19 protein-coding genes and 2 pseudogenes are annotated in these 23,476 nt (G+C 59.1%); 7 read left to right on the forward strand and 14 right to left on the reverse strand.

Annotated elements, in window-relative coordinates; translation table 11 throughout:
* Window positions 1-118 precede the first annotated feature (118 nt).
* Both AC1RTQ_RS09790 and AC1RTQ_RS09795 read right to left on the reverse strand, forming a co-directional pair.
* On the reverse strand, window positions 119-1,768 hold the full coding sequence (locus AC1RTQ_RS09790; RefSeq protein WP_302090908.1) for an AMP-binding protein: 1,650 nt from the start codon (window positions 1,766-1,768) through the stop codon (window positions 119-121).
* 31 nt (window positions 1,769-1,799) lie between these two features.
* Window positions 1,800-2,432 carry a TetR/AcrR family transcriptional regulator gene (locus AC1RTQ_RS09795; RefSeq protein ID WP_302090909.1) on the reverse strand — a complete coding sequence of 211 codons (633 nt, stop codon included), beginning with the start codon at window positions 2,430-2,432 and terminating at the stop codon, window positions 1,800-1,802.
* Between the two features lie 140 nt (window positions 2,433-2,572).
* On the opposite strand from AC1RTQ_RS09795, the gene AC1RTQ_RS09800 reads away from it, so the two are divergent.
* Window positions 2,573-3,490: a crotonase/enoyl-CoA hydratase family protein gene (locus AC1RTQ_RS09800; RefSeq protein ID WP_302090910.1), complete on the forward strand. Its 918-nt coding sequence runs from the start codon at window positions 2,573-2,575 to the stop codon at window positions 3,488-3,490.
* Window positions 3,491-3,552: 62 nt separating this feature from the next.
* Here AC1RTQ_RS09800 and AC1RTQ_RS09805 read toward each other — a convergent pair whose 3' ends face one another.
* Window positions 3,553-3,834, reverse strand: coding sequence for a YkvA family protein (locus AC1RTQ_RS09805; RefSeq protein WP_302090911.1), 282 nt, complete (start codon window positions 3,832-3,834; stop codon window positions 3,553-3,555).
* Between the two features lie 168 nt (window positions 3,835-4,002).
* Window positions 4,003-4,536: a GNAT family N-acetyltransferase gene (locus AC1RTQ_RS09810; RefSeq protein WP_304349170.1), complete on the reverse strand. Its 534-nt coding sequence runs from the start codon at window positions 4,534-4,536 to the stop codon at window positions 4,003-4,005.
* 145 nt (window positions 4,537-4,681) lie between these two features.
* On the opposite strand from AC1RTQ_RS09810, the gene AC1RTQ_RS09815 reads away from it, so the two are divergent.
* Both AC1RTQ_RS09815 and tsaA read left to right on the forward strand, forming a co-directional pair.
* A complete protein-coding gene (locus tag AC1RTQ_RS09815; RefSeq protein WP_302090913.1) occupies window positions 4,682-5,107 on the forward strand; it encodes a TOBE domain-containing protein in 426 nt (141 codons plus the stop codon).
* Window positions 5,107-5,589, forward strand: a pseudogene (gene tsaA, locus AC1RTQ_RS09820) (tRNA (N6-threonylcarbamoyladenosine(37)-N6)-methyltransferase TrmO). The gene AC1RTQ_RS09815 and the pseudogene tsaA overlap by 1 nt, the downstream one beginning before the upstream one ends.
* 92 nt (window positions 5,590-5,681) lie before the next feature.
* Here the strand turns inward: tsaA and AC1RTQ_RS09825 are convergent.
* Genes AC1RTQ_RS09825 through AC1RTQ_RS09835 form a run of 3 tightly spaced genes read right to left on the reverse strand, consistent with a single transcriptional unit; the run spans window position 5,682 to window position 11,097 of the window.
* Window positions 5,682-6,809 (reverse strand): suppressor of fused domain protein, encoded by a 1,128-nt coding sequence (locus AC1RTQ_RS09825; RefSeq protein WP_492875305.1) that lies wholly within the window; start codon window positions 6,807-6,809, stop codon window positions 5,682-5,684.
* Between the two features lie 56 nt (window positions 6,810-6,865).
* Window positions 6,866-9,340: an ATP-dependent DNA helicase gene (locus AC1RTQ_RS09830; protein ID WP_492875307.1), complete on the reverse strand. Its 2,475-nt coding sequence runs from the start codon at window positions 9,338-9,340 to the stop codon at window positions 6,866-6,868.
* Window positions 9,337-11,097 carry a VRR-NUC domain-containing protein gene (locus AC1RTQ_RS09835; RefSeq protein ID WP_492875309.1) on the reverse strand — a complete coding sequence of 587 codons (1,761 nt, stop codon included), beginning with the start codon at window positions 11,095-11,097 and terminating at the stop codon, window positions 9,337-9,339. Before AC1RTQ_RS09835 ends, AC1RTQ_RS09830 begins: the two co-directional genes overlap by 4 nt.
* A gap of 125 nt (window positions 11,098-11,222) precedes the next feature.
* On the opposite strand from AC1RTQ_RS09835, the gene AC1RTQ_RS09840 reads away from it, so the two are divergent.
* Window positions 11,223-11,552, forward strand: coding sequence for a carboxymuconolactone decarboxylase family protein (locus tag AC1RTQ_RS09840; protein ID WP_256630424.1), 330 nt, complete (start codon window positions 11,223-11,225; stop codon window positions 11,550-11,552).
* Between the two features lie 51 nt (window positions 11,553-11,603).
* Here AC1RTQ_RS09840 and AC1RTQ_RS09845 read toward each other — a convergent pair whose 3' ends face one another.
* On the reverse strand, window positions 11,604-13,517 hold the full coding sequence (locus AC1RTQ_RS09845) for a potassium transporter Kup (RefSeq protein WP_492875311.1): 1,914 nt from the start codon (window positions 13,515-13,517) through the stop codon (window positions 11,604-11,606).
* A gap of 221 nt (window positions 13,518-13,738) precedes the next feature.
* On the opposite strand from AC1RTQ_RS09845, the gene AC1RTQ_RS09850 reads away from it, so the two are divergent.
* On the forward strand, window positions 13,739-14,521 hold the full coding sequence (locus AC1RTQ_RS09850; RefSeq protein ID WP_492875313.1) for a type 1 glutamine amidotransferase: 783 nt from the start codon (window positions 13,739-13,741) through the stop codon (window positions 14,519-14,521).
* On the opposite strand, the pseudogene AC1RTQ_RS09855 reads toward AC1RTQ_RS09850, so the two are convergent.
* The 4 genes and pseudogenes from AC1RTQ_RS09855 to AC1RTQ_RS09870 form a co-directional block, all read right to left on the reverse strand.
* Window positions 14,487-15,494 (reverse strand): annotated as a pseudogene (locus tag AC1RTQ_RS09855) (integrase core domain-containing protein). The gene AC1RTQ_RS09850 and the pseudogene AC1RTQ_RS09855 sit on opposite strands and share 35 nt — an antisense overlap.
* A gap of 72 nt (window positions 15,495-15,566) precedes the next feature.
* On the reverse strand, window positions 15,567-16,043 hold the full coding sequence (locus AC1RTQ_RS09860; RefSeq protein WP_492875315.1) for a hypothetical protein: 477 nt from the start codon (window positions 16,041-16,043) through the stop codon (window positions 15,567-15,569).
* Window positions 16,044-16,077: 34 nt separating this feature from the next.
* Window positions 16,078-18,189, reverse strand: coding sequence for a S8 family serine peptidase (locus AC1RTQ_RS09865; protein ID WP_492875317.1), 2,112 nt, complete (start codon window positions 18,187-18,189; stop codon window positions 16,078-16,080).
* A gap of 104 nt (window positions 18,190-18,293) precedes the next feature.
* Window positions 18,294-19,102, reverse strand: a protein-coding gene (locus AC1RTQ_RS09870) for an IS5 family transposase (RefSeq protein WP_492875319.1) whose coding sequence is annotated in 2 segments (ribosomal slippage) — window positions 18,294-18,775 and window positions 18,775-19,102 — 810 coding nt in all. Because the reading frame shifts where the segments join, the coding sequence is not laid out codon by codon here.
* 141 nt (window positions 19,103-19,243) lie between these two features.
* On the opposite strand from AC1RTQ_RS09870, the gene AC1RTQ_RS09875 reads away from it, so the two are divergent.
* Together AC1RTQ_RS09875 and AC1RTQ_RS09880 are read left to right on the forward strand one after the other, a co-directional pair.
* Window positions 19,244-20,008: a YwqG family protein gene (locus AC1RTQ_RS09875; RefSeq protein WP_492875321.1), complete on the forward strand. Its 765-nt coding sequence runs from the start codon at window positions 19,244-19,246 to the stop codon at window positions 20,006-20,008.
* 37 nt (window positions 20,009-20,045) lie between these two features.
* The gene (locus AC1RTQ_RS09880) at window positions 20,046-20,750 is read left to right on the forward strand and encodes a ribosomal protein L7/L12 (protein WP_492875323.1); all 705 of its coding nucleotides are present in this window, start codon (window positions 20,046-20,048) and stop codon (window positions 20,748-20,750) included.
* 55 nt (window positions 20,751-20,805) lie between these two features.
* Here the strand turns inward: AC1RTQ_RS09880 and AC1RTQ_RS09885 are convergent, their stop codons facing one another.
* Together AC1RTQ_RS09885 and AC1RTQ_RS09890 are read right to left on the reverse strand one after the other, a co-directional pair.
* A complete protein-coding gene (locus AC1RTQ_RS09885) occupies window positions 20,806-22,254 on the reverse strand; it encodes an efflux transporter outer membrane subunit (RefSeq protein ID WP_492875325.1) in 1,449 nt (482 codons plus the stop codon).
* Window positions 22,251-23,474 (reverse strand): HlyD family secretion protein, encoded by a 1,224-nt coding sequence (locus AC1RTQ_RS09890; protein WP_492875327.1) that lies wholly within the window; start codon window positions 23,472-23,474, stop codon window positions 22,251-22,253. The genes AC1RTQ_RS09885 and AC1RTQ_RS09890 overlap by 4 nt, the downstream gene beginning before the upstream one ends.
* Window positions 23,475-23,476: the final 2 nt, after the last annotated feature.

Consider the following 23,476-nt stretch of genomic DNA (forward strand, 5'->3'; position numbering starts at 1 on the left):
AGTATCAACGCACAGTAAGCCCACGGCAGGTGCGAAGGCTGTGGCACCCGCACCTTGATCGCTTCCTGCAGCGCCAGCCATTGGCAGACAAGCGCTGGCAGCCATGGTTTTCAAAGAGTCATTGTCTAGGCAATGTGCTCAATTGCTGATGGCGCGCAAGCTCCTTGAGACGAAATTTCTGCACCTTTCCCGAACCCGTCAACGGAAAAGCCTCGCAGATAAACCAATGCTCTGGCGTTTTGTGGGGCGCGATATGTTGGCGGCAGAACTGTCTCAGTTCCTCGGCCGGACAAACATCCACTCCAGATTTGAAGCGGATCGCAGCTGCCACCTGTTCACCCCAGTGCTCGTCGGCCATGCCAAACACCGCAACATCGGCCACGGCCGGGTGCTTCATCAACACGCCTTCTACCTGCACAGGGTAGATATTCTCACCGCCACGAATAATCATGTCCTTGAGCCTGCCGGTGACGCGGCAATAGCCGCGTTCGTCCATGATGCCCAGGTCACCCGTGCGCAACCAGCCATCGCTAAGCAAGGTCTGAGCCGTGACTTCTGGCTGCTTGAAGTATTCCAGCATGACTTGATAGCCGCGCGCCTGAATCTCACCTTCTTCACCCACAGGCAAGACTTCGCCGTGCGGCCCTGCGATACGAACCTCGACCTGCCATAGCGGCTGGCCTGCAGTCCTGGCCTTGTCTGCAGCACTGTCATCGGGTGCAGTCTGGCAAACAATGGGACTGAGTTCGGTCTGACCATAGACGGTGACTAAGTCACAACCCAGCTCGGCACGCACGCGCTCGGTCAGCGCCACCGGTATAGGAGCCCCGCCGGACATGGCCAACTGGAGGCTGGATAGGTCATAGTCTTTGGCCTTGCACTGCTCCAACAAAGCGAGCAGCATAGTGGGCACGCCGCCAAAGCGTGTGCCGCGTTCGTCCTCGATGGCCTGCAGAACTAGGTCTGGATCGAAAGCCACGATCAGCACCAGAGTGGACAAGGTAGTGACACAGCCAAGAACACTCATCACCGAGCCTGCCGTGTGGAACAGTGGCATGGGGCTGACATACACATCCTCATGCTGCTGCGCACGTGCGGCGACGAAACATGCATTGGTGACCAAACCCCTACGATGCAACAATGCGCCCTTGGGCTCGCCCGTGGTTCCCGAGGTGTACTGGATTTGCGCAGGACTGCGCGGATCCACCTCGGGCAGGCAGCCTTCTCGCGGGAACTGTTGCACCTCATCTAGCCAGCCGCTGAGGCTTATAACATCGACCACACCCGCCCCCCCTTCAGCTGTCGCTTTGGCCATACCCGCCATATCGCTGCCACGAAACCAGTCGATATGGAACAAGGCACATGAGCGAGACTGGCGCAGCACATATTGCAGCTCCTGTGCGCGCAGCGCCGGGTTGGCGGTGACCAACACCATACCGGCCAGTGATGCACCGTATTGCAAAATCACCCATTCCGGCACATTCGGTGCCCACAGGCAGATGCGCTGCCCAGGCTTGTATCGCCGCAGCAGCCAATGTGCACAGGCCGTGGCGTCGTCCAGCAACTGCGCATAAGTCCAGCGTCTATCGGTCTCGGCAACGCCGGTCAGCGACGTCCAACCGGCAGGCATTTTCTCTACTAGCGCCCATCGTTCAGGCGCCTGCAAGGTCGCTTCACGCAGCGCCTGCCCTTCGGTGATGTTAAGCACCTCACGCGAAGTGTCTGCAGGCCAGTAGGACCAGTTCAGCGGGCTCGATAGCTGGGGCATCTAAGTCTCCTCCGTGTGTGATGAGAAAAAATCATTGACTAGGCGGCTTCAGTGGCAGCAGTTGCCTCACTGCCCATATCCATTGCTGAGTCAGCGCCTTCACCGACTGAGGGTTGCTGCGCAAAATGCCGGAGACAGCCAGACCGCGCACAAATTCAGCGCTGGTGCTGACTACCAACTCGTAGGCCGGAAAGGCACTCAATGGAGCGAAGATTTCATCAAGTACACGCATCCTGTCACGCAAGGCTTTGCGCTCTGCAGCGACCAGGGCTTCGCGCAGCTCGGTATCGGTACGTGCCACCACCCACAGCTCCAGCTCGGCCAGAAATGAAGGCTCTCTCATGCTATCGACCAGTGTGTGAATCGCATGCTCGACAGGGTCACTACGTCTTGCTTTGCGGCGCAGATGCTTGAGGACTGCCTCTTCGTTGCGCACCACGATGGCATCGACGACTGCGCAAAGCAGCTCTGCATGCGTAGGAAAGTGGTGCAGCAATGCACCGCGGCTGACTGCCGCCCGGCGCTGCACTTCCAGCGTAGTGGTACGCGCAACGCCCAGATCCATCAGGCAGGTCATGGCGCTGTTCAAAATGCGCGCACGTGTCGCCTGTTTCTGCTGTTCACGCAAGGTGCTGCTCTCAGCCGCCTTGAGGTTAATAGACATACTCGCCCCCAAACTGACAGTCTATGTTGACTGTAAAAACAAATGCACATAGAGTCAACACTGACTGTCAAAAACAGTTATTTATCAATTAATTGCTCATAGTTGATTGAATTTCTCACATTTCAATCAGGAGACTATCCATGCCCGGCTACAGCACTTTATCGGTCACCACAGACGCCCACAATCCACGCATTGCACGGCTACTACTCAATCGCCCCGAGCGCCTGAATGCGATCAATAACCAGACGCCGCGCGAGATTCGCAAGGCCGTGGAGTGGGCTCAGGACAATCCGGACATCCATGTCATCGTTGTTGAGGGTGCGGGCAAGGGCTTCTGCGGTGGCTATGACTTGGCAGAAACCGCCGAACAGGAAATTGAGCACCCCTGCCAGCAGGAAAAAGCGCCTTGGGATCCCATGGAAGACTATGCTTTCATGAAGCGCAATACCGAAGACTTCATGAGCTTGTGGCGTTGCAGCAAGCCCACGATTGCCAAGGTACACGGTGCCGCTGTGGCTGGTGGCAGCGATATTGCACTGTGCTGCGATCTGCTCATCATGGCTAATGACGCCCGCATCGGCTATATGCCCACACGCGTATGGGGATGCCCCACCACAGCAATGTGGACCCAGCGTCTGGGACCGATGCGCGCCAAGCAGATGATGTTCACAGGCGATGTGATCAGCGGTGCGCAAGCTGCTGAATGGGGATTGGCCACCGAAGCCGTAGACGCATCCGAGTTGGAGGCCCGCACCATGAGGATAGCCAACCGCATTGCCGCCGTGCCGCGCGGGCACTTGGCCATGCACAAGCTGGTGGTCAACCAGACCATGCTGACCATGGGTCTGGAACAAGGTCAAATGCTGGCCACGGTGTTTGATGGCATCACACGCCACAACCCCGAAGGCATGTGGTTTCGCCGCTATGCACAGGCTGAAGGCTTCAAGGCTGCCGTACAGTGGCGCGACTCGGGCCGCAACATACCAGAAGGCGACGAGGCACGCCGCGAGATTGAAAGACTGGAGACCCAGGTTACCCGTCTGACATCCAAGCAATGACCCCCAAAAACGACCAGTGCTCGATGTACCAGCGCTGGTCGCCAAGGTTTAGAGACAGCTGCTCAAGCAGCTTTGGTGCCCACGCGTTCGCGCAGTGATGCCAGAAGCCCGGCCGGCACAAACCTGAAAGCCAGTTGCAGCAGCAAAAAGCCGATCAGACCATCGTCAAGCCAGCCCAGAATGGGAATGGTGTCAGGTACGAAGTCTATGGGGCTGACGATGTAGAGCGCTGCCAGCACGGTGACCAGCTTGGCCGCCCTGGGCGAGCGCGGGTCGCGCAGCACGGCCCAGGCGAGCAGCAGCTCCTTGCGAAAGTTTGTCAGCAGACGACCCGATTTCCACATGGCAGTCACTCCAGCAAAAGTGAAAAAATCCAATCTCAACTGCGGTCAAACTGAATGATGGCAAGAGCGAGGCATTACCGGTCTGCCACAGAATGTATCCAAGATCCGAAACCCCAAAAGCATCAATCCTTTTATCGAAAAGATTGATGCTCCTGATTTGACTGCAAATCAACCGTCGATAGGGTCTTCCGGCGTCTGCAGCGTGAGCTGGTAGAAAGCCAGATCCAGCCAGCGGCCGAACTTGAAGCCCACCTGAGGCATCAGCCCCACGGACTCGAAGCCCAATCGCTTGTGCAGTGCAATGCTGCCCGCGTTGGCGGCGTCGATGGCACCGACGAGCACATGCACATCTCCACGCTGCCTGGCCTCGGCAATCAACAACTCCATCAGTTGCTGCCCCAAACCTCGGCCCCGGTGCAGTGGATGGACATAGACCGAATGCTCAACCGTGTACTTATAGGCGGGGTAGGCGCGAAAACTTCCCCAGCTGCAAAAGCCCAGCAACTGCCCTTGTTCATCCTCAATGCCGATGACGGGGAAACTGCCTGCACGCTTGGCCTCGAACCAGCTGACCATGTTTTGTGGCGTGCGCGGCTGGTAGTCGTAGAGCGCCGTGGAGTTGACGATGGCATCGTTGAAAATGTCCAGAATCGCGGCGGCGTGGCGTTCGTGCGTGCATTGCACGATGTTCAGATCACTCATTTCTTGGCCTCAGGCACCCAAATCAGAGACGGTATTATGGGCAAGGACCAAGCAGCCGTGGCCTGTGCAGCGTTTAACTGCACAGGACTGGGTGCTATAAGAATAGATCCGGCTTCCTTCCCGCCGGTATTTTCAGGAAACCCTCATGCAAAGCAGCGCACGCAACCAGTTCAAGGGCAGTGTCTCCCATATCAGTCACGGCATCGTCACCGATGAAGTCCAGATCCGTACCGAACACAATGCTGAGCTGGTGGCGACCATCACGCATGGCAGCGCCGTCAGCCTGGGCCTGAAGGCCGGCAGTTCGGTGATCGCCATGGTCAAGGCGCCGTCTGTGATGGTGGTGACGAATTGCGAAGGCGTGCGCTTTTCGGCGCGCAACCAACTCAACGGCAAGATGACCCGAATCAAGCCCGGCGCGGTGAATGCTCAAGTGACCATAGACGCCCAGGGTCTGCAGGTGGTGGCCATGGTCACGCAGGAGAGCACCGAAAACCTGGGCCTTGCCGTGGGCAAGACGGCCACGGCCCTGTTCAAGGCTTCTCAGGTCGTGCTGGCGGTGCTGCCCTGATGAACGAATCTATTGTTCTGCAGCCGATAGGCCGCGTACACAGCCCGTTCAAGCATGCCGTGGGAATGCCTATACAGACCGTTGCGGCCCAGCAGCATGAGGGAAGGATCGAGGTTTTTTCGCCTTTTGCTGCGGGCTTGCGCGATGTGCAGGAGTTTTAATTCCTGATCCTGCTCACGCACCTGCATGAGGCCACAGAAAAGCTGGAAGTCGTTCCCTTCATGGACACCAACAGCCATGGAGTGTTTGCCACAAGGGCACCGGCAAGGCCCAACCGCATCGGTCTGTCCATTGTCGAGCTGCTCGGCATGGACAGGTGCTGGCTGCATTTCCGCGGTAACGACATGCTGGATGGCACGCCCGTGCTCGACATCAAACCCTATGTGTCGCAGCTGGATGTGCGTGAGACAGAAGGCATAGGCTGGTTTGCCAGAGGGCTGGATCAGTTGCCGGGCAGACTCTCCGACGAGCGCATGCGTTAAGAGCTATTTGTTTTCCGAGTTGGAACAGCCGATGCGTCCATCTCCAAAGCGCATGCAGCAATTTGATAGCTACTTGATGCATGGCACGGCACTTAGCGCTCTTCGTACCTGCCGGTCACGCGCCCCTGGCTATCCGTCACCACACTGCTCTTGACCTGCCAGACCAGACCGTCGAGCCCTGGCACGGTGTACTCGCCGTCGCGCCCCTTGACGGACTGCTTCCAGGCCTGCATCTGAGCCTGGGTCAGGCTGAGCTTGAGCTCACGGTCGCTATGCCAGTCCAGCATCCCGCCTTCACTGTCGCCGGCAGGCACCAGCTCCAGCGTGGAACCATCGCCCGCCAGAATCAGCGGTCGCCCATGGGGCAGGCGAGCCGGCAGCATGGCCTTGAGGTCGCGCACGCCCAGGCTTCCCAGACGTATCACTGTCTGCGGACTGCGCAGCAGGCGCTTGCGATGACTGAAGCCAAGCACATCGTTGTAGAGCACACCCGTCTTGGAGCCTTCTCGTGCTGCCCCCGCGTCGATGGCGGCCTGCACATCGGGCAAGTCATGCAGACTGGGTCGGGCCAGATCGGTGATCCACAGCGGCATGTAACTCTGCAGGGAATGCAGCGCTCCCTGCACATTCCATCGGCGTACCTCGCGCAACTCGTCACTGGTCAGCCCCACCAGTTGCAGAAACATCAGGTCGCCATAGGGCGTATGAATGGCCGGCAGCTCTGGATCCAGCGCAAAACCCATTTCGGTCAGCAACGTGTCGGCATCGGCCTTGATAGGGCCGTTGGCCGTCATCCAGTGGCCGGGGGCCAGCACATTGCCGGTGCGAAATACATATCGAGCAATATTTTGCAAAAAGTTAACAGGCCAACTAGGTGGCTCATGCTCGCTGGCGGCACGCAGCAGCCTGAAGCTCAACTCGAAACCATAGCCACTGGGCTTGCCTGGAGCGATGTCGTAGCTGTCATCCAGATCGCCATACAGGTCACTAAAGCCATAGCTGACATAGTGCCAGTGTGGCGCGCCCTGCTCGCTTCTATAAACGCTGACGCCGTCCAACGGCTCTTCTCCCCCCATACGAAACTTGATTAGCGTGCCGAAATGCGCGGGCTGCTGATCGCCATAAACCGTCTGCAGCGCCCCATCGATTGCATCCCATCCCTGGCTGCCCTCTTGCCCGTTAGCGTGGGTTTGAGAGTCGTAGGTTTCGCGGGAATTCATGGCCTTTTTCTCCTTTGCCCCAAGTATCAAGGCAGGCGAAAGCCGTTCGAGCAGGATTACAAACGGAGATGTGAGCGAGCGTTTCTGGCAACCATGCGTTCAAAAGCCTCGTTCGCGCCCTCGATCTGCCACCAGGCAGGCAGCAGTGCACGCACCTCGGCGCGCGCGAAGCGGTCGTCCATCAGCAGCACAACGCCGCGATCGTGCTCGCTGCGTATAACCCGGCCAGCTGCCTGCACCACCTTGCGCAAGCCCGGGTAAAGATAGGTGTAGTCATAGCCCTGCCCCAATCCCATGGCCTGATCCATGGCACGCTGCATGGCTTCGTTGACAGGATTGAGCTGGGGCAGACCCAGCGTGGCAATAAAAGCACCTATCAGACGGCTGCCGGGCAGATCCACCCCCTCGGAGAACGCCCCGCCCAGCACAGCCAGCCCCAGGCCCTGACCGCCATCGACGAAGCGGGCCAGGAATTCGGCACGCCCGGCTTCGTCCATGCCGCGCTGCTGCAGCCATAGCGGCAGTTGCGGGTGCAGGCGTTCCAGGGTGGCGGCAACCTGCTGCAGATAGTCAAAACTGCTGACAAAACACAGATAGTTGCCAGGCAGTCGTGCATATTGCTGCGCGATCAGCTCAGCCATGGGAATCAGTGATGCCTCGCGATCTCGCCAGCGTGTCGAGATATGGTGTGCGATATGCACCTCCAACTGCCGGGCCGAAAACGGCGCCGGAACATCCAGCCAGGCCGTATCCGCAGGCAGGCCCAGCAGATCGCGATAGAACTTTGGTGGACTCAGCGTGCCCGAAAACAGCACCGTGGCCTGTGCCGCCTCATGGCGTGCCGCCAAATGCGGCGCGGGCACCACATTGCGAATGCACAGTGTGGATGCCGGCGTACGCACTCTGCTCGCACGCTGCAGCGGCGTGGCCAGTTGAATATCAAACAGCGCATGCGGCCCGAACTGATCGGCCAGCGCCTGAAAGTGCAGCAGTTCCCAGTAAAAATCCAGCAAGGCATGGTCGGCAAGCGCAGGCTGCCCCCCTGCGGCCGCATGGCCGACTACCTCCTGCTCAGCCAGCTGATCCGCTATTGCGCCTGCGGCCCGCTGAATGGTGCCCAGCAGCGCGCCAGGAATGCTCTCGTAGCTTTGGTAACTGGCCTGATCCTGGGCCTTGTTCAGCGCCTGCCACTGGCGTTGCAGTGCATCAAGTGCTTTTTTGACAGCACCGGTCGCGCCTTGGCGGGCCTGCGCCAGATCAAACTGGGACAGCGGTGCCGTGTACATGCTGCGTGCGCGCTCCAGCAGATTGTGCGCCTCGTCCACCAGCACGCCCACGCGCCAGTCCTGCTGCGAGGCCAGCGCATAGAGCATGGCGGCACTGTCGTAGTAATAGTGGTAGTCGGCCACCACCACATCAGCCCAGCGCGCCAACTCCTGCGACAGGTAATAGGGGCAGATGCAGTGCTCCAAGGCCAGAGTCCGCAACGTCGGTGCATCCCACAGAGGCAGTTGCAGCGCCTGTTGCCTGGCCGCAGGCAGTCGGTCAAAGAAGCCACGCGCCAACGGACAGGACTCCCCATGGCAGGCCTTGTCGGGATGCTCGCAGGTCTTTTCGCGCGCCTGCATGTCCAGGACACGCAGTGGCGCAACCGATGCCGATGCCGATGCCGATGCCGATGCCAATGCCGATGCCGATGCCGGCAAGGCTTGCTGCAGCTGGCCCAGCGCATGCAGCGCCAGTCCATGTCCCGTCCCCTTGGCAGTGAGAAAGAACAGCTTGTCCAGGCCGGCTGCATCAGCCTCAGAGGCACCCTTGGCCATAACTGCTGCCATGCGCTTGAGCATGGGAAAAATCGTGGCCAAAGTCTTGCCGATGCCGGTCGGTGCCTGAGCCATCAGACAGCGACCGCCTGCGCTGCCATGGGCCGTGCGATAGACGACCACGGCCAGCTCTCGCTGCCCGGCTCTGAAGGCAGGCATAGGAAACTGCAACTGCGCCATGGACGCATCGCGCGCCCGCCTGTGGGCGGCCTCGCTGCGTGCCCAGTCGAGATAGCGGGCACATTGCAACTCGAAAAAGGCTTGCAGTTCAGTGGCAGAACACTCTTCCACCAGCACGGTCTCCTCTGCGCTGCCGATCTGGAAATAAACCAGCGCCAGCTTGATCCGCTCAAGGCCGCGCTCCTGACACAACAAATGACCATAGATCCTGGCCTGGGCCCAGTGCAGGGCCCTGTGATGAGGGCGCACGCTGTCGAGCCGGCCCCGGTACGTCTTGATCTCTTCGAGTTGCTGCTTGACGGCATCAAAGCCATCGGCACGGCCGCGAACCTGAAGCTCTTCGAACCGGCCGCCGAGCACCAGCTCCGTCTCGTAGCCGCTGATGCCTTTACGCCGTTTCTGCACCACGGCATGGCCCTCCATCCCATCCAGGGCACTTGGCGCGGGCGTGAAACGCAGATTCAGATCGCCGCCCCGCGCCGTGAACTCGCACAGCGCGCGTACTGCCACGCAGAGCGCAGGCTTCATGGCGTGCTACCTTCGTCACGCCATTGCACATGGCATACGCGCACGGGAATGCCCTGCTCCGTGCAATAGGCCAGCCAGCGAATCTGGTTGTCCTGCAGCTTGTCTCCCGGCGCTTTGACTTCCACCAGCTCGTAGCGTGAATCGGCACCGGAGCGCCGGGGCCAGAAGCGCACCAGATCGGGAAAGCCGGTGCGGTTGGCTTTCACGTCCAGCAGCAGCCGTGTGAACAGAATCTGCAGATGGGCGGCAGGCATGCAATCGAGCGCCAGCTCCAGCAGCTCTTGGCTCAACGTGCCCCAGAACACAAACGGAGACTGCACCCCTTGCTTGTCGGCAAAACGCCGGCGAATCGTGGCCCGATAGCGACCGTCCTCCAGCTCGGCAAGACAGGCATCAAACAGCGGCTGGCGGCGCGGCACAAAGTCCGGAGCCCCCAGATCGGCCGGCCCACTCTGGAAGGGATGAAAAAACGCCCCTGGTAGCGGCGCAAAGATGGCGGGCCAGCACAGCAGACCGAATAGAGAGTTGAGCAACGCGTTCTCCACATAGAACACGGGCGCTTCGGCACTATGCCAATAGGATTGCAGCACGTACTCCACCGCCATGGGCTGGGCGGGTCGGTCCAGTTGCACATCGCTGCGCAGGGCCGCCACGGCCGGGGCCAGAGCTCGCTGGCGCCCCATGGCGCCGAGTCCCATGCTACGACTCAGACGCGGCAGCATGCGCGCCACGCGCTGACGCTCCTCCTCGCTTTCAGGCGCGGCTTGCGCCTGGCTGGCAAGAGCCAGTGCCTGATCAAAGCACTGCATGCGCTCCAGCACGCGAATATGACGGTGGCGTGCACCCGCATAGCGGCTGGCCGTGTAGGCTTGAGCCGCCAGCGGCCAGTCATGCAGCCTCTCGCACACCTGGCCAAGCTTCATCAAAACCTTGGCCCTGCGCATGTCCAGCCATGGGTTCTCGCTATTATTTTCAATAAGCGCAGGCAGCAATTGTGCGGGCTCCACGCCTTCGTCGAGAGCCTGACGCCGGGCCGATATCTCCAGATAGAAGTCCAGATCTTCGCGGCGCTGAAACGCACGCGAGTCGGCATCCAGCGCCACCGGCTCGTAGCGGAAGATACCGAGGTCGGCCAGCACAAATTCCGACCAGTCCTGGTGGAGATTGCCAAAGAACATCAACCGCAAACGCTCTCCCAACTCGCCCACCATAACTCGCCAGACAGGCTCCACGGCCTCGGGATGCCAGACGGCATAAGGCCGGGGCTCGGGTTGCCTCTGGGCCAGCAGCTGCAGCATCTCGGCCTTGCGCATGGAAGAGCACAGCTCAAAGCCAGTCAAGATCTGCAGCAGCTCGGGCTTGGTGTGCAGGCCGAATAGCTCGACCGCCTCCATGGGCTCGGCGGCACTGAGCCAGCCACGCTCCAGCAAGGGCGCTGCGGCATCGACCGTCACCGGAATCTCCTCGTAAGCCAGCTTGCTGGCGCGAAACCAGGGCCCGCGCCGCATCAGCATGCGTACCAGCAGCGCCCTGGAGTTCTGCGGCAAGCGCGCAAAGCCGCCGATGAAATCGGCCTCCTGCTCGCTAAGCAGATCGCCATAGCGCTGCGCCAACCAATCCAGCGCCCGCTGGAAGTTATGCAGATAGTAGAAGCGGTGCGGCGGAAGAATGGCGGCTTGGGATGCGGTCACGATGACCCTCACAAAATGCTCGGCGAAAAGACGGGTGGATACCGACCATGAGACCTGTATTTTCATACAGCTCCAAAACCCCTGCAGATTCATCCGACCAATGATTACTGATCAGCGGACGAAACGCTTGCAGCTTGAATGCCCGATGACAGTGGCACACAATCAAAGCTTCATTCAACAAGGAGCTGGCAATGCTGGACTGGAACGAATACCGCAAGGAATTGGCAGGCAGGCTGGGAGAGTTTTCCGAGTTGAGTCCAGGCACCATGGAGGGCTACAAGGCCTTGTCCGGCGCGGGCAAGAAGACCGGTCATCTCGATGCCAAGACACGCGAGCTGATTGCCATTGCCGTGGGGGTGACCACGCGCTGCGACGGCTGCATCGCCGTGCATACCAAGGCCGCCAAGGCGGCCGGTGCCAGCCGGGAAGAAATTGCAGAAGCCCTGGGTGTAGCCGTGGCCCTGAATGCGGGCGCCGCCATGGTCTACTCGGCCCGCGCTCTGGACGCTTTGGACGAGTAATCTTCTAAAAAGATAGCAGCCAGCGCTTGGCTGGCTTGCCATCCCTGCCCTTCAAAGTACAACCTGCGTGCCCAACTCGACCACCTGGTTGGCTGGCAACTTGTAATAAGTCGCCGCGCTGGCCGACTGGCGGGACATCCAGCCAAACAGTGCACAACGCCAGGCAGAGAGACCGCCGGGCCCATCCACAACCTGCACCCTGGCCACAAAAAAGCTGGTCGACATGGGGTCCAGATTCGGTATTTCACCATCGGCATCCGGTGTCAGCCGCTGGAGCGCCGCCGGAATATCAGGCTGCTCGCGAAAGCCGAAATGCATGTCCAGTGCCCAGACCCCATTGCACATAGGCTTCAGTTGCAGGCGCTCGCCATCATGCACATAGGGTGTGTTCTCGTTGATCACGTGGAGAAACACCGTCTGCTCGTGCATGACCTTGAAATGCTTGAGATTGTGGAACAGCGCGTTCGGCACCAGCTTGGGATCGGAAGTCAGATAGACCGCAGTGCCGGAGACCACCGGCACGCCGCTCATGGGCGAACTCATCAGATCGCTCATGGGAATATCGAGGCGACGGCGATGTTCGGCCACCAGTTGGGTGCCGTCGCGCCAGGTCGTCAGCGCGATGAAGATGATGGCACCTAGCGTCAGCGGCAGCCAGCCGCCCTGCTCCAACTTGGTCAGGTTGGAGGCAAAAAAGCCTATCTCCAGCACCGCAAAACAGGCCAGCGCTGCCAATGTGACGACTCTTGCGCGGCTGCGCCCCAGATAGACCACAAAGCCCACCAGCATGGTGGTGATCAGCATGGTGCCCGACACGGCAATGCCATAGGCCGCAGCCAATGCCCCCGAGGACTTGAAGGCCAGCACCAGCGCGATCACGGCCAGCAGCATCAACCAGTTCACGCTGGGGATATAGATCTGCCCCTGCTCCTGATCGGAGGTGTGCAATACACGCACACGCGGCAAATACCCCAGACGACTGGCCTGCAACGTCATGGAATAAGCCCCAGAGATGGTCGCCTGCGAGGCAATCACCGTGGCAGCCGTTGCCAGCACCACAAAAATCAGCAACCAGGAAGGCGAAGCCAGTAAAAAGAAGGGATTGCTGGCCGCAGTCGCATCGCGCAACAGCAACGCGCCCTGGCCGAAGTAATTGAGCATCAGAGCCGGGAACACCAGCCCATACCAGCCCAGACGCACGGCCCGGCTGCCGAAGTGGCCCATATCGGCATAAAGGGCCTCGGCACCTGTCATGGCCAGAAACACGGCCGACAGCAGGAAGAAGGCCTTGTCCGTGTGTTGCACGGCGAAGCGAAGCGCATGCAGCGGGTTGACGGCCTGCAGCACCATGGGCGTCTGCACAATGCTGGCCACGCCGGCCCAGGCGATGCAGAGGAACCAGACAATGGTGACCGGGCCGAACAGTCTCCCCACCACACTGGTGCCCTTCATCTGAATGGAAAACAATCCGATCAGAATGCCTATCGTGATAGGTACGATGAAATGCTCGAACTCCGGCGTGGCAATGCTCATGCCTTCCACGGCAGAGAGCACGGAAATCGCCGGCGTGATAATGGCATCGCCATAGAACAGTGCAGCCGCAAACACGCCGGCCCCGACCACAAAGCGCGAGCGGCGCGACTGATCGCCCATCACGCGGTGGGCCAGCGCCGTCAGCGCCAGCACACCGCCCTCTCCATCGTTATCGTGGCTGAGCACCACCCACACATATTTGATGGCGACGATGACGATCACGGCCCACAGCAGGGCTGAGAGCGCGGCCAGCACATTCTCGGGGCCCACCGTCAGCCCATGTGTGCCGGTAAAAGCCTCCTTGAACGCATAGAGCGGGCTGGTGCCGATATCGCCGAACACCACGCCCAAAGCCGCCAATGTCAGTGCCGACTGGCTGCTGCCCTGCCCCGTATTCCCAGCCGCCTGAAGCCCGTTTTTGCTTTGTGACATAGCCATGATTTTGCAGTGATAAAGGCCACCGCAGCCGGGCTGCGGCAGCTCAGTATGGCACGCTGAGGGAAATTGGAAAGCCTGGATGACGCCGGACCGAGCTGTCTTTCTTTATGTAATCTTGATAGCAGCAGCCACAATCCATACCAGGGCTTGACGCCTGATTTTCTAGATTCAAGGCTTCGCAACAACCGGCTTGCCCTTCAAGCCCGCCCCCCCCCATGAAGCCTGTCGCCATCCTCCAGCATGAAGCATCGCAAGGCCCCGGCATCCTGCTCGACCATCTGCGCCAGCAAGACATTGCTCATGTGCTGATAGATCCCTGTGCCGAAGGCGCGGCCCCGGCCAATGCGCGCGACTATCGCGGCATCATCGTGCTGGGCAGCAACCATTGCGCCAACGAGCAGTTGCTCTGGATCGATGAAGAGCGCTGCCTGCTGCAAAGTGCCCTGCAGTACGACATCCCCGTGCTGGGCCACTGCTTTGGCGCGCAAATGCTGGCCCGCGCCATGGGCGCAGGCGTCTGGCGCAACCCCTGCGCGAATATCGGCTGGAGCGAAGTCCGCATCACCCCCAGCGCCCAGCAACTGATGAACCTGCCCGAGCAAGCCATCATCTTCAACTGGCATTACGACACTTTCGACATTCCAACGGCCGCCAGGCGCACCATGTACGGACAGCATTGCCTGAACAAAGGCTTTGTCCACGGCCGGCAATGGGCGTTTCAAGGCCATCTGGAAGTGACCGCAGACAGCGTGCGTCAATGGTGCGGCGAGGGCCACGATGAGCTGCGGCAGGCCCGGGGCCCGGCCGTTCAGAGCGAGGCCCAGATCCTGGACCGCCTGCCGCAACGCATAGACCAGTTGCATACCATGGCACTGCGTACCTACAAGGCATGGACCGATCAGCTGGACAGGCCAGTTTCGGTTTCGTGCAGCAATTCCTCGGAAACTTTGAGCCGATTTCGCCTCAAGTCCAATGCATACCTTCGCATGCAGCTATGAATTTGCAAGCATCAGAGTCCAGGAATGCCTGAAGATGGTGCGGATGAAGTCTAAGGCGGCTTGGATCTTTTTCCCATGCCTTGCAAATAGCCCAGAATGGTGTCTTCCACCTGAGCGCCTTCAAGTGCTTGCCGAAGTTGTAGCTGTGAACAAATGCCTGGACATGCTTCCGTAGCTGCTCCAGGCCCTCGTACTCATACACCTTGATCGTGGATTCCTTGATGGTCCGGTTCATGCACTCGACCATGCCGTTGGTCCAGGGGTGATACGGCTTGGTATGCCTTTTTTTCGATGCCATTGAACTGGCAGATGCGCTCGAAGATGTGACCGATGCAGTGCCTGTGACGCCGCCTCTGAAGCGTTCTTGCCCTGTGATGGCCATGCCGTTGTCCGTCACAACGGTAGGTATGCGTTACGGGAAGGCCACAAGCACCTGCCGAAGGAACTGCGCTGCGTTGGTTTTGGTGGCCCTGTCAAAGAACGCAACATGCGTGAATTTTGTGACGCGGTCTATGGCGACAAACATGTGCTGTCTGCCGCTGGAGATCTTCATTTCGGCGCTGTCGATGTGCACGAAGCCCAGTGTCGTTTCTTCAAACTTTCCGTGCCTTCGTGGCACCTGCGTTGCAGGCTGTCGGCTGATGCCGTGACGCTGCAGGCATCTATGCAAGGCGTTGCGGCGGAGCTTGGGCGTCGTCTCCAGGAGCTGCCCTATGAGATCGTCCAGCGACAGATGCCCTTGCTTGCGCAGCGTAATGGCCAAGTGTTCTTGCTCTTGGGAAAGATGCTGGCTTGCTCTGTCCCGAGGAGCCATGGGCTCATCGAGCACCGATGTGCGCGCACGCCACTTAGCCACGGTCTTGGGGTTGAGGCCATAGAGCTTGGCCAAGGACCAATGGGAGCCGGTGGCTAGCAGGCGTTCTGCGCGGATACGCGGCGTCGTGCGGGCGCTGCCATGCGGGCGGATTGCCATAGTGCTTTCTCCTGTTCTGAGTTGAAGAATGCACCATGACTTCCTGGGACCGTACATCTAAGTAAAGCAGCTCTACTGAATTTTGCGTTGGCTAAAACTGACGGGCAAGCCTATCGCAGCGCCCGGCATGGCGGCACGAAGATCCGCCAAACCCTGTACCGCCTGCTGAATACTGGCGTAGCGCACCAGTGTGATATTCATATGGTCATAGTATTTGACAGACGCCGCCCTGCCCAGCAGTCCGGCAAGCTGGCTGCGCACCTTGTCCGTCGGCTGTTCAACGATGCTGACCTGGTTGTCGGTCCGGCCCAGACGTCGGCTGCTGTCTATCAGCGTCGTACTGCTGCCCCCCGCTTGCACTGGCACCACCAAATAGGTTTGGCCATCAATGTCAACGCTCGGCATCTTGCCCAAAGCACTCAATTGCTCCGGGCTCAACACCTGCCCGACGGGCATAGATGCTATCGACGACAAATTCTGTGCACCAGCCATCGTCCCTCCCAGCAAAGCAAGACAACCCAGCATATATCTCAGGGGTTTGATCAACATAAAAGCTCCTTAATCTATAAGCGATGGCACTGCATCATTGGGGGATAACTCTGGCTTCTACCCAGAGCTTTGCATTGCTGGCAAACGTTCCCGTCGCTGGGGCAGCAGAGCAAAATTGAGGATTTCCATCATTTTTATCCGGGAAAAAGCTGGGATTAGATGCCACACTATAAATCTTCCATGTTCCCTGCGCATTTTCCCCATAAAAAGCATAGCTGCTTAGACCAAAATTCTTGAATGTATTAAAATCATCAGTTGCAAAATGATCCAATGGCATTTTTAAATATGACTTTGTTCCTGCGGGTGACTCAACAACAACGCCAAAGTTTCCTAGGCAGATATTCTCCCCCGTCAGGCGCACCTGAAATGCATCCACAGTTGATGATTTGCTTTGAAACTCTGCAATTTTCATAACGGATTGATAATTAAACCCGGAAACTATTTTCAACTGGGAAAATGTCGGAACAGCTTGCAAAGACGCCTTGGACTTGGCGGGGTCTTTTTTGTAGTCCAACGCTATTTGAACTGCCTTGTATGCATCCGGCACTCCAAAACCATACCAGTTCGAAAAATAATCGCCTGCCGCATTCATTTGCCACCCAAACTCTACAGGCACTTGAGTCGAGTTATCAAACACATACTCTTTTGAACCCGTCTTCGCAGTAAATGAGTTTCTTGTCAAATCAAATAAAGAGTTATAAGGAAGCTTCAAGCTCGCTGTAACATCGTTGCGCGTTCTTTTCTCATACCCCATATCCACCTTTCGGGCAGACAACCTCAGAATATCTCTGACATCACGCCAGGTCAGATCAGGATTGGCGCTCAACATCAATGCCACCACACCGCTGATAGTGGGTGCGGCAGCAGAAGTGCCATTCATTGACGAATAATCACAGTTTTCATTGTCCTTGATTCCAGGCCTCAGTTCTGACTTTCCTTTCAGAAAAGTTGTGAACGCATCCTTGAAGGAATACCCGGCATCACACCCACGAACATCGGTTGAGTACACATTGGGGCCATCATGGGTCAGCGTTTTGCTTCTACTGCCCCTTGAAATCGTCCCACTGGATATCTCACCATACTTCCCCAAATTCCCGCCCTCACCCCCCATGCCTGTGACCCAGACCACAGAGCCAGCGCTGCTATACGAGCTGGCCTGCCCCTTGGCATTCAAGGCAGCAGTGACAATTGCTGTGGGCTCAAGTGTGCTTACATCGTTTGATGGATTGATACAGTCATAGAACCCGTACAAATCCCCACATCGGATGTCATAACCAAAATTATCGCTATCAAAAGAATTTCCTGCGGACTTTACATAAACAATTCCCTTTCCATTTCTCAGACCCCGCATCGCCCTCAATGCCGCAAGGTCCATGTTGGATTCAATGGAATATGTAGCACTACCCAAATCACCGCCATAAGAGGCATTAATAATATCTGCTTTTTGTGACCAAGAAGCGCCCCCTAGAGCTTCAACATGGTTTTCGTTCATATTATCAGTACCAAGCCACAAGGCACCACCGATTTTTACTAGTGGAGAAATTCCCATGACGCCTTTACCATTTTGAGCGGCCCCAATGATGCCGGCCACATTGGTACCATGTGCACCAGCACTTGCAATTTGAAGTGGTGTAGGATCGTCTGTCATGGTTCTAAAATTCCAGGACATGCTTCGATCAATATTGGGCTTCAGATCCTCATTTCCTATATCCACGCCCTCATCCACCACCAGAACCTTAACGCCTTGCCCCTTGTAACCCAATCGATGCACGGGCTCTACATTTAAGTCAATACCACCGCCAAAAGCATCCGCCTCAGCATTAATTGAAAAATAGCTTTTCGCATAATTCAAGACCCATTGCAGGCTATAAAGCGGCTCTGTTTCACCGGACTTACAAGCATATTCACCTTTTTCAATACAGGTACTGACTGGTGAGTCCTGAGAGCTTCCGCCCCCACCGCAGGCCACCAGACTTGCGGCAGCAACCGGTAGCAAGAGATATTTAAAATTTCTCTTCAAGTAAATTACCCAATATGTTTTACAATGCATTTCTTCCCTTTTTTCTTTGAAATTGGTAGAAATTCGTATTCGAACATAGAACGTAAATTGAATTATTTCAAAAATGTAGGCGCTGTTGCATTTCATTGACTTCCTATCAATGTAAAAGCTGATAGATAATTTTGACGTACCTGTCTGCGAAGACGATCAAGCTGTTTGAGAATGTGGATTCAACTAGGTATTCAGAGCGGCTAACACCACCGATCCACGAAGAGCGTACAGATGATCGCTGCTGCCAGTTTCAGCAGCGCTTCGTGGATATCCAGTCGCCTTTCAAAGCGGATTCGCAGCTTGCCAAAGCCTGCAAACCAGCCATGTGTCCGCTCCACCACCCAGCGATGCTTGCCCAGTCGCTCGCTACTCTCAACGCCTCGCCTGTCAATGCGGCTGGCGATGCCCCGTTGTCTCAGGTGCGCACGGCAACGCTTGTAGTCATAGCCCTTGTCGGCGTGCAGCTTCGATGGTCTTTTGCGAGGGCGCCCTCCCAAGCCTGCAATCGCAGGAATCGCGTCCACGCACCTCTCGAACATCTTGGAGTCGTGCCGGTCTGCGCCGCTGACCAAGATCACTAGGGGAATGCCTCTGGCATCTACAACGATGTGTCGCTTGGAACCGAGCTTGCCTCTGTCCGTGGGGTTGGGGCCCGTTTCCTGGCCCCCCGGGGGCTTGGCACCGAGGAGCCATCAATGCTGGCCCGGCTCCAGTCGATCTGGTCATGTTCACGCAAGCGAGTCAGCATGGCTTGGTGCAACTGCTCCCAGACGCCAGCGGTATTCCAGTCACCCAAGCGCCGCCAGCAAGTCATGCCGCTGCCGTACCCAAGGGATTGGGGCAGGTCTTCCAATGGGATACCTGTTTGCAGCACGAACAGGATGCCGTTGAGGGCAGCTTCGTCGCTACCTGCGAGCTTGCGCGCACCGCCTTTGGCAGAAGGTACGAAGGCTGGGATCATGGGTTGTAGCTGTCGCCACAATTCTTTGCTTACGGGTCGTCGTGCCATGAGGGCCGCGAGCATAACTGCTTTGCGTGGCCTCTGGGCAAGTGGTGTTAGCCATTCTTATTGCATCTAGTGGACGGTCTCTGGCAAAGCCCGGCCGCTATCTGGGTCAGAATGGCCTGCAAACTCACTGCTCCAAGCTTCATGGACTTCACAACGCTTGAAAAACACCTGGATGCCTCGTCGCTGCTGAAGGCGCACAAGCAATACTTCCTGAATCTGGCCCAGCCCGCCGTGGCCATTCGCCTGGGCCACACCATAGGCACGCCCCTGCAAAGCCGCTTTGGCGGCCAGCCCATGGTGCCTGCGGGCTTTGTCTGGCCTGAGCATCCGGACGGTCACTACCTGTTTGTCGGACAGATCAACTTTGCCGAGCTCCCGGGCGGAGCCGGTCGCCCAGCAGAGCTGCCGGCCAGCGGCCTGCTGTCGCTATTCCACGACTTTGACGAGAACGACGCCATCTTCTGGCGCGACCAGGACTATCTCAAGGCTTTTTACTGGCCGGACCTCAGCGGCATGCATGAAATCCAGGCTCCCCATCAGTGGGTCACGGACAGCCGTGCGCTGCAGTTTGAGAACGGCATCGACCTTCCTCGCCACGAGGAGCTGCGCAAGGACTGGCCAGTGGAGTTCGATGAGCTCCAGGACTGGCTCCATGGGCTTGAGGAAAGCGGCGATCTGCCTCGCGACTATCTGCTGGGCCGCCCCTCCTGGGACAGCCTCGGTTACGACCCCACGCCCGACGCCGAGGATTACCCTGGCAGCTCGCACTGGCGCTCGCTACTGACGCTGCAGTCGCACGAGGAATTCCACTGGTGCTGGCAGGACGGCGCACGGCTCATGGCCTTTATCGAGGATGCAAGGCTGCGCACCTGGGACTTCGGCCATCTGCAGGTGGACTGCGGCTGACGCCTGGTTCAACAGCCACAACCATAAAGAGCAGCTCATGCCCACACAGATTCCACCCGAGATCCTCAAGCACTGGCAAAACGGTCACAAGATCGAAGCCATCAAACAGCTGCGCGAGAAAGGCGGGCTGGGTCTGAAGGAGGCCAAAGACCTGCTGGAAGCCAGCGACGAGCCGGACTTTGTCCAGCATGGCGCAACAGAGCAGACGCAGGCCATGCAGCAGTTGCGCGAGCAGCTGGAAAAACTGGGCATGAAAGATGCCACTTTGCTGCTGGACCAGCTGAGTCAGGCCGGCACCGCGCCCGGCAGTTCCTTCACCTCCATCAAGACCATCACCACCACCATCAATGGCAAGACCACCACCAACGTCACCGTGAGCGGCGATCATGCACAGGCCATAGAGGCGTTGATGTCCGGCGCGAACGCAGTGCCCGCTGAGACCAGGGCCAAGGTGGAAGACGCCATGGCACGCGGCAACAAGGTCGAAGCCATCAAGCTGCTGCGCGACGCCACAGGCCTGGGTCTGGCCCAGGCCAAGGACCATATCGATGCGGCGATGGATGGCATTGCGCTGGACTGGCAGATCCTGCAACGGCAATCGGTGCGGGCCAGCGTCCCAAACAGCTTTCAGCCCGCAGCGCCATCACCGGGCGAAGTCCCCAGAGGACAAGGCCGGTATCTGTGGCTGCTGGTGCTGGCACTGGCTGCCGCCGGCCTTTGGTACTACTTCAAGATGCCTTGAAACCCCTAGCAGACAAGCGAAGAAAGCTCACTTTTCAGGATCTCTCGGCTCGAACTCAAGCTTGCGGTGCGGCCGTATCGGCCAACTGCCAGCCGCCACCTAGCGCCTGGTACAGCGCCACGGCGTTTTCCAGCTGGTTCTGACGCAGGCGCAGCACTTCCTGCTGCACGGCAAACAGATTGCGCTGGGCATCCAGCTCCTCCAGATAGCTGGCGTAGCCGGCCTCATAGCGATCCTTGGCAAAGCCCAGGGTACGACCCAGCACTTTTTCGCGTTCCTTGGCATGCTCCCACTGCGCTTGCAGCTGCTGTGAGCTGACCAGCGCTGTTTCCACATCGCCAAAGGCCTTGATGACCACGCCGCGATAGGCATAGGCCGCCTGATCGCGCTGGGCAGATGCTGCATCGAACTGGCCCTGCAGGCGACCGCCGTTGAACAGTGGCGCCAGAATGCTGCCGCCCAGCGACCAGACTCGGGCCGGGTTGTAATCCAGTGCGTTGATGAACAGGCTGCCGAAGTTCGCACTCAGGCTCACCTGGGGCAAAAAGGCCGCGCGCTGTGCCGCAAGATTGCTGTCGCTGGCTGCCAGCAGCAGCTGGGCGCGTGCAATATCGGGGCGGCGCTCCAGCAAGCCCGATGGCAAGCCCGGTGCAGGCATAGCGGGCAAGCTCATGGACTCGAGCCTGACATGCTCGCTCAAGGTGGCGCGTGCCAAGGCCTGTGCCTGGTCATCACCGCTGCCGCCCACCAGTTGCAGCAGCGCTATGCGCTGGCGCTGCAGCGCCAGAGACAGCTGCTGCACCGATTGCCGCACGCTTTCCAGCTCGGCCAGCGCCTGGCTTTGCTGCAGCTGCGAGATATAGCCCACACGCACCTGATCGGTGAGCAGGCGCACGGCGTCCTCACGCGACTTCACCGTGTCCTCGGCCACGGCCAGCTGGGCCTGCAGTGAACGCAAAGCGATATAGGCCTGCGCCACGGTCGCGGCCACCGTCAGACGTACTGCGTCACGATCCGCCTGGCTGGCCTGCAGGCGCTGATCGGCAACCCGGCTGAGACTGCCCAGACGATCCCAGAGATCCAGCTCCCAGCTCGCTTGCAGCACGGGCTGGGCCGAGCGCACATGCACCATCTGACCGGTTCGCGCGCTCAGGCTGCGGTTGGCCGAGCCCGGTGCACTGAGCGACAGCTGCGGTGCGGCGGCGGACCCGGCCACATCGAGATTCGCGCGCGCCTCCTCCACCCGAGCGAGGGCGGTGAGCACATCGTTGTTGCGCGCAAGCGCCAGCTCCACCCAGCGGCTCAGCTGCGCATCACCAAAAGCCTCCCACCAGCCGGCCTGGACAGCATCGGCGCCGCTTAAGGCCTGATCCGTGCTCCAGTTGGCAGGCACTGCGGGCCGGGCGCTGTCGGGGGCCCGGGTCAGACTGGGCACGCTGCAGCCGGCCATCAGCAATGCAAGCGCCAGGGGCAAGGCACGCACGGTATGGAAGGCGTTCTTCATGGCTTGGCCTGTTCGGATGCGGAAGCTGCGGGCCCTTGAGATTTTTGAGCCAGATCGGCCTCAATCGTTTGAGGGGTCTGCGCTGAATGCTCTGTTTTTTGCGCAGTATCGAGGCGCACGATGACCGACATGCCGGGGCGCAGGCGCGCCGCGTCGGCCTGGCCGTCGTCGATGGCAATCTTGATGGGCAGACGCTGGACGACCTTGGTGAAATTGCCCGTGGCGTTGTCGGCCTTGAGCACGCTGAACTCCGAGCCCGTGGCCGGCGCAATCTCCAGCACATGGCCCTTGAGGCGCAAGCCGCCCAACGCGTCCACGCTGAAGCTCACGAGCTGGCCGATCTGCACCCGGGCGGTCTGGGTTTCCTTGTAGTTGGCCACCACCCAGTAAGTGGGCGGCACCACATACATGAGCTGCGTACCGGCCGCCACGTACTGGCCCTTGCGCACCGATACCTCGCTGACCTGTCCGTCGCTGGGCGCATGGACCACGGTGTTGTCCAGATTGATCTGGGCCTGACGCAGCATCGCTTCGGCCATCTGCACCTGAGCCTTGAGAGAGTCACGGCCTACGGTCGTAGCCTTGATCTTTTCCTGATTGATCGCGATGTCGGCCTGAGCCTTGGCCACGTTGGTCGCGGCCAGGCGCGAGGTAGCACGCACCTTGTCGCGCTCGTTCAGAGAAACGGAGCCTCGCTCGGCCAGCTCCTGCACACGCTTGAGCTCCGCCTGCGAACGCTGAGCCTCCGCCTCCACGGCTGCCAGACCGGCGCGGCTGGCGCTCAGCGTGGCACGGTTCTGGGCCTGTGTCTGTTCGGAATTGCTCAGCTGCGCCTGTGCATTGGCCAGTTGCGCCTGCGCCTGGGCGACGGCCGCTTCATAGCTGCGGCTATCGATGCGCACCAGCGGCTGGCCGGCCTTGACCTGCTCGTAGTCCTTGACCAGCACCTCGGTCACATAGCCATTGACCTGCGGTGCCAGCACGGTGACGGCGCCGCGCACATAGGCATTGTCCGTGGTCACCACCGAGCTGTTGAAGGGCCACAGATTCCAGGCCCGCAGCACGAGCAGCATGCCTGCCAAGGCCACCACCAGCATGACGAGCACGCTGCGCAAGGAAGGCTTGATCTTCTTGGGCGTGGGAGGCAAGGCTGCAGCAGGTGAAGGGGCTGCTGTCGCCGCAGAGGCAGCGGGGGAATGGGGTTGTTGACTGTCGCTCATGC

It is taken from the genome of Comamonas sp. GW821-FHT11H03 (genome assembly GCF_058807955.1).

Coding starts and splice junctions, on each gene's coding strand:
- AC1RTQ_RS09790 (WP_302090908.1), bottom strand. CDS start 1,768: ATGCCCCAGCTATCGAGCCCGCTGAACTGGTCCTACTGGCCTGCAGAC.
- AC1RTQ_RS09795 (WP_302090909.1), bottom strand. CDS start 2,432: ATGTCTATTAACCTCAAGGCGGCTGAGAGCAGCACCTTGCGTGAACAG.
- AC1RTQ_RS09800 (WP_302090910.1), top strand. CDS start 2,573: ATGCCCGGCTACAGCACTTTATCGGTCACCACAGACGCCCACAATCCA.
- AC1RTQ_RS09805 (WP_302090911.1), bottom strand. CDS start 3,834: ATGTGGAAATCGGGTCGTCTGCTGACAAACTTTCGCAAGGAGCTGCTG.
- AC1RTQ_RS09810 (WP_304349170.1), bottom strand. CDS start 4,536: ATGAGTGATCTGAACATCGTGCAATGCACGCACGAACGCCACGCCGCC.
- AC1RTQ_RS09815 (WP_302090913.1), top strand. CDS start 4,682: ATGCAAAGCAGCGCACGCAACCAGTTCAAGGGCAGTGTCTCCCATATC.
- AC1RTQ_RS09825 (WP_492875305.1), bottom strand. CDS start 6,809: ATGAATTCCCGCGAAACCTACGACTCTCAAACCCACGCTAACGGGCAA.
- AC1RTQ_RS09830 (WP_492875307.1), bottom strand. CDS start 9,340: ATGAAGCCTGCGCTCTGCGTGGCAGTACGCGCGCTGTGCGAGTTCACG.
- AC1RTQ_RS09835 (WP_492875309.1), bottom strand. CDS start 11,097: ATGAAAATACAGGTCTCATGGTCGGTATCCACCCGTCTTTTCGCCGAG.
- AC1RTQ_RS09840 (WP_256630424.1), top strand. CDS start 11,223: ATGCTGGACTGGAACGAATACCGCAAGGAATTGGCAGGCAGGCTGGGA.
- AC1RTQ_RS09845 (WP_492875311.1), bottom strand. CDS start 13,517: ATGTCACAAAGCAAAAACGGGCTTCAGGCGGCTGGGAATACGGGGCAG.
- AC1RTQ_RS09850 (WP_492875313.1), top strand. CDS start 13,739: ATGAAGCCTGTCGCCATCCTCCAGCATGAAGCATCGCAAGGCCCCGGC.
- AC1RTQ_RS09860 (WP_492875315.1), bottom strand. CDS start 16,043: ATGTTGATCAAACCCCTGAGATATATGCTGGGTTGTCTTGCTTTGCTG.
- AC1RTQ_RS09865 (WP_492875317.1), bottom strand. CDS start 18,189: ATGAAATGCAACAGCGCCTACATTTTTGAAATAATTCAATTTACGTTC.
- AC1RTQ_RS09875 (WP_492875321.1), top strand. CDS start 19,244: ATGGACTTCACAACGCTTGAAAAACACCTGGATGCCTCGTCGCTGCTG.
- AC1RTQ_RS09880 (WP_492875323.1), top strand. CDS start 20,046: ATGCCCACACAGATTCCACCCGAGATCCTCAAGCACTGGCAAAACGGT.
- AC1RTQ_RS09885 (WP_492875325.1), bottom strand. CDS start 22,254: ATGAAGAACGCCTTCCATACCGTGCGTGCCTTGCCCCTGGCGCTTGCA.
- AC1RTQ_RS09890 (WP_492875327.1), bottom strand. CDS start 23,474: ATGAGCGACAGTCAACAACCCCATTCCCCCGCTGCCTCTGCGGCGACA.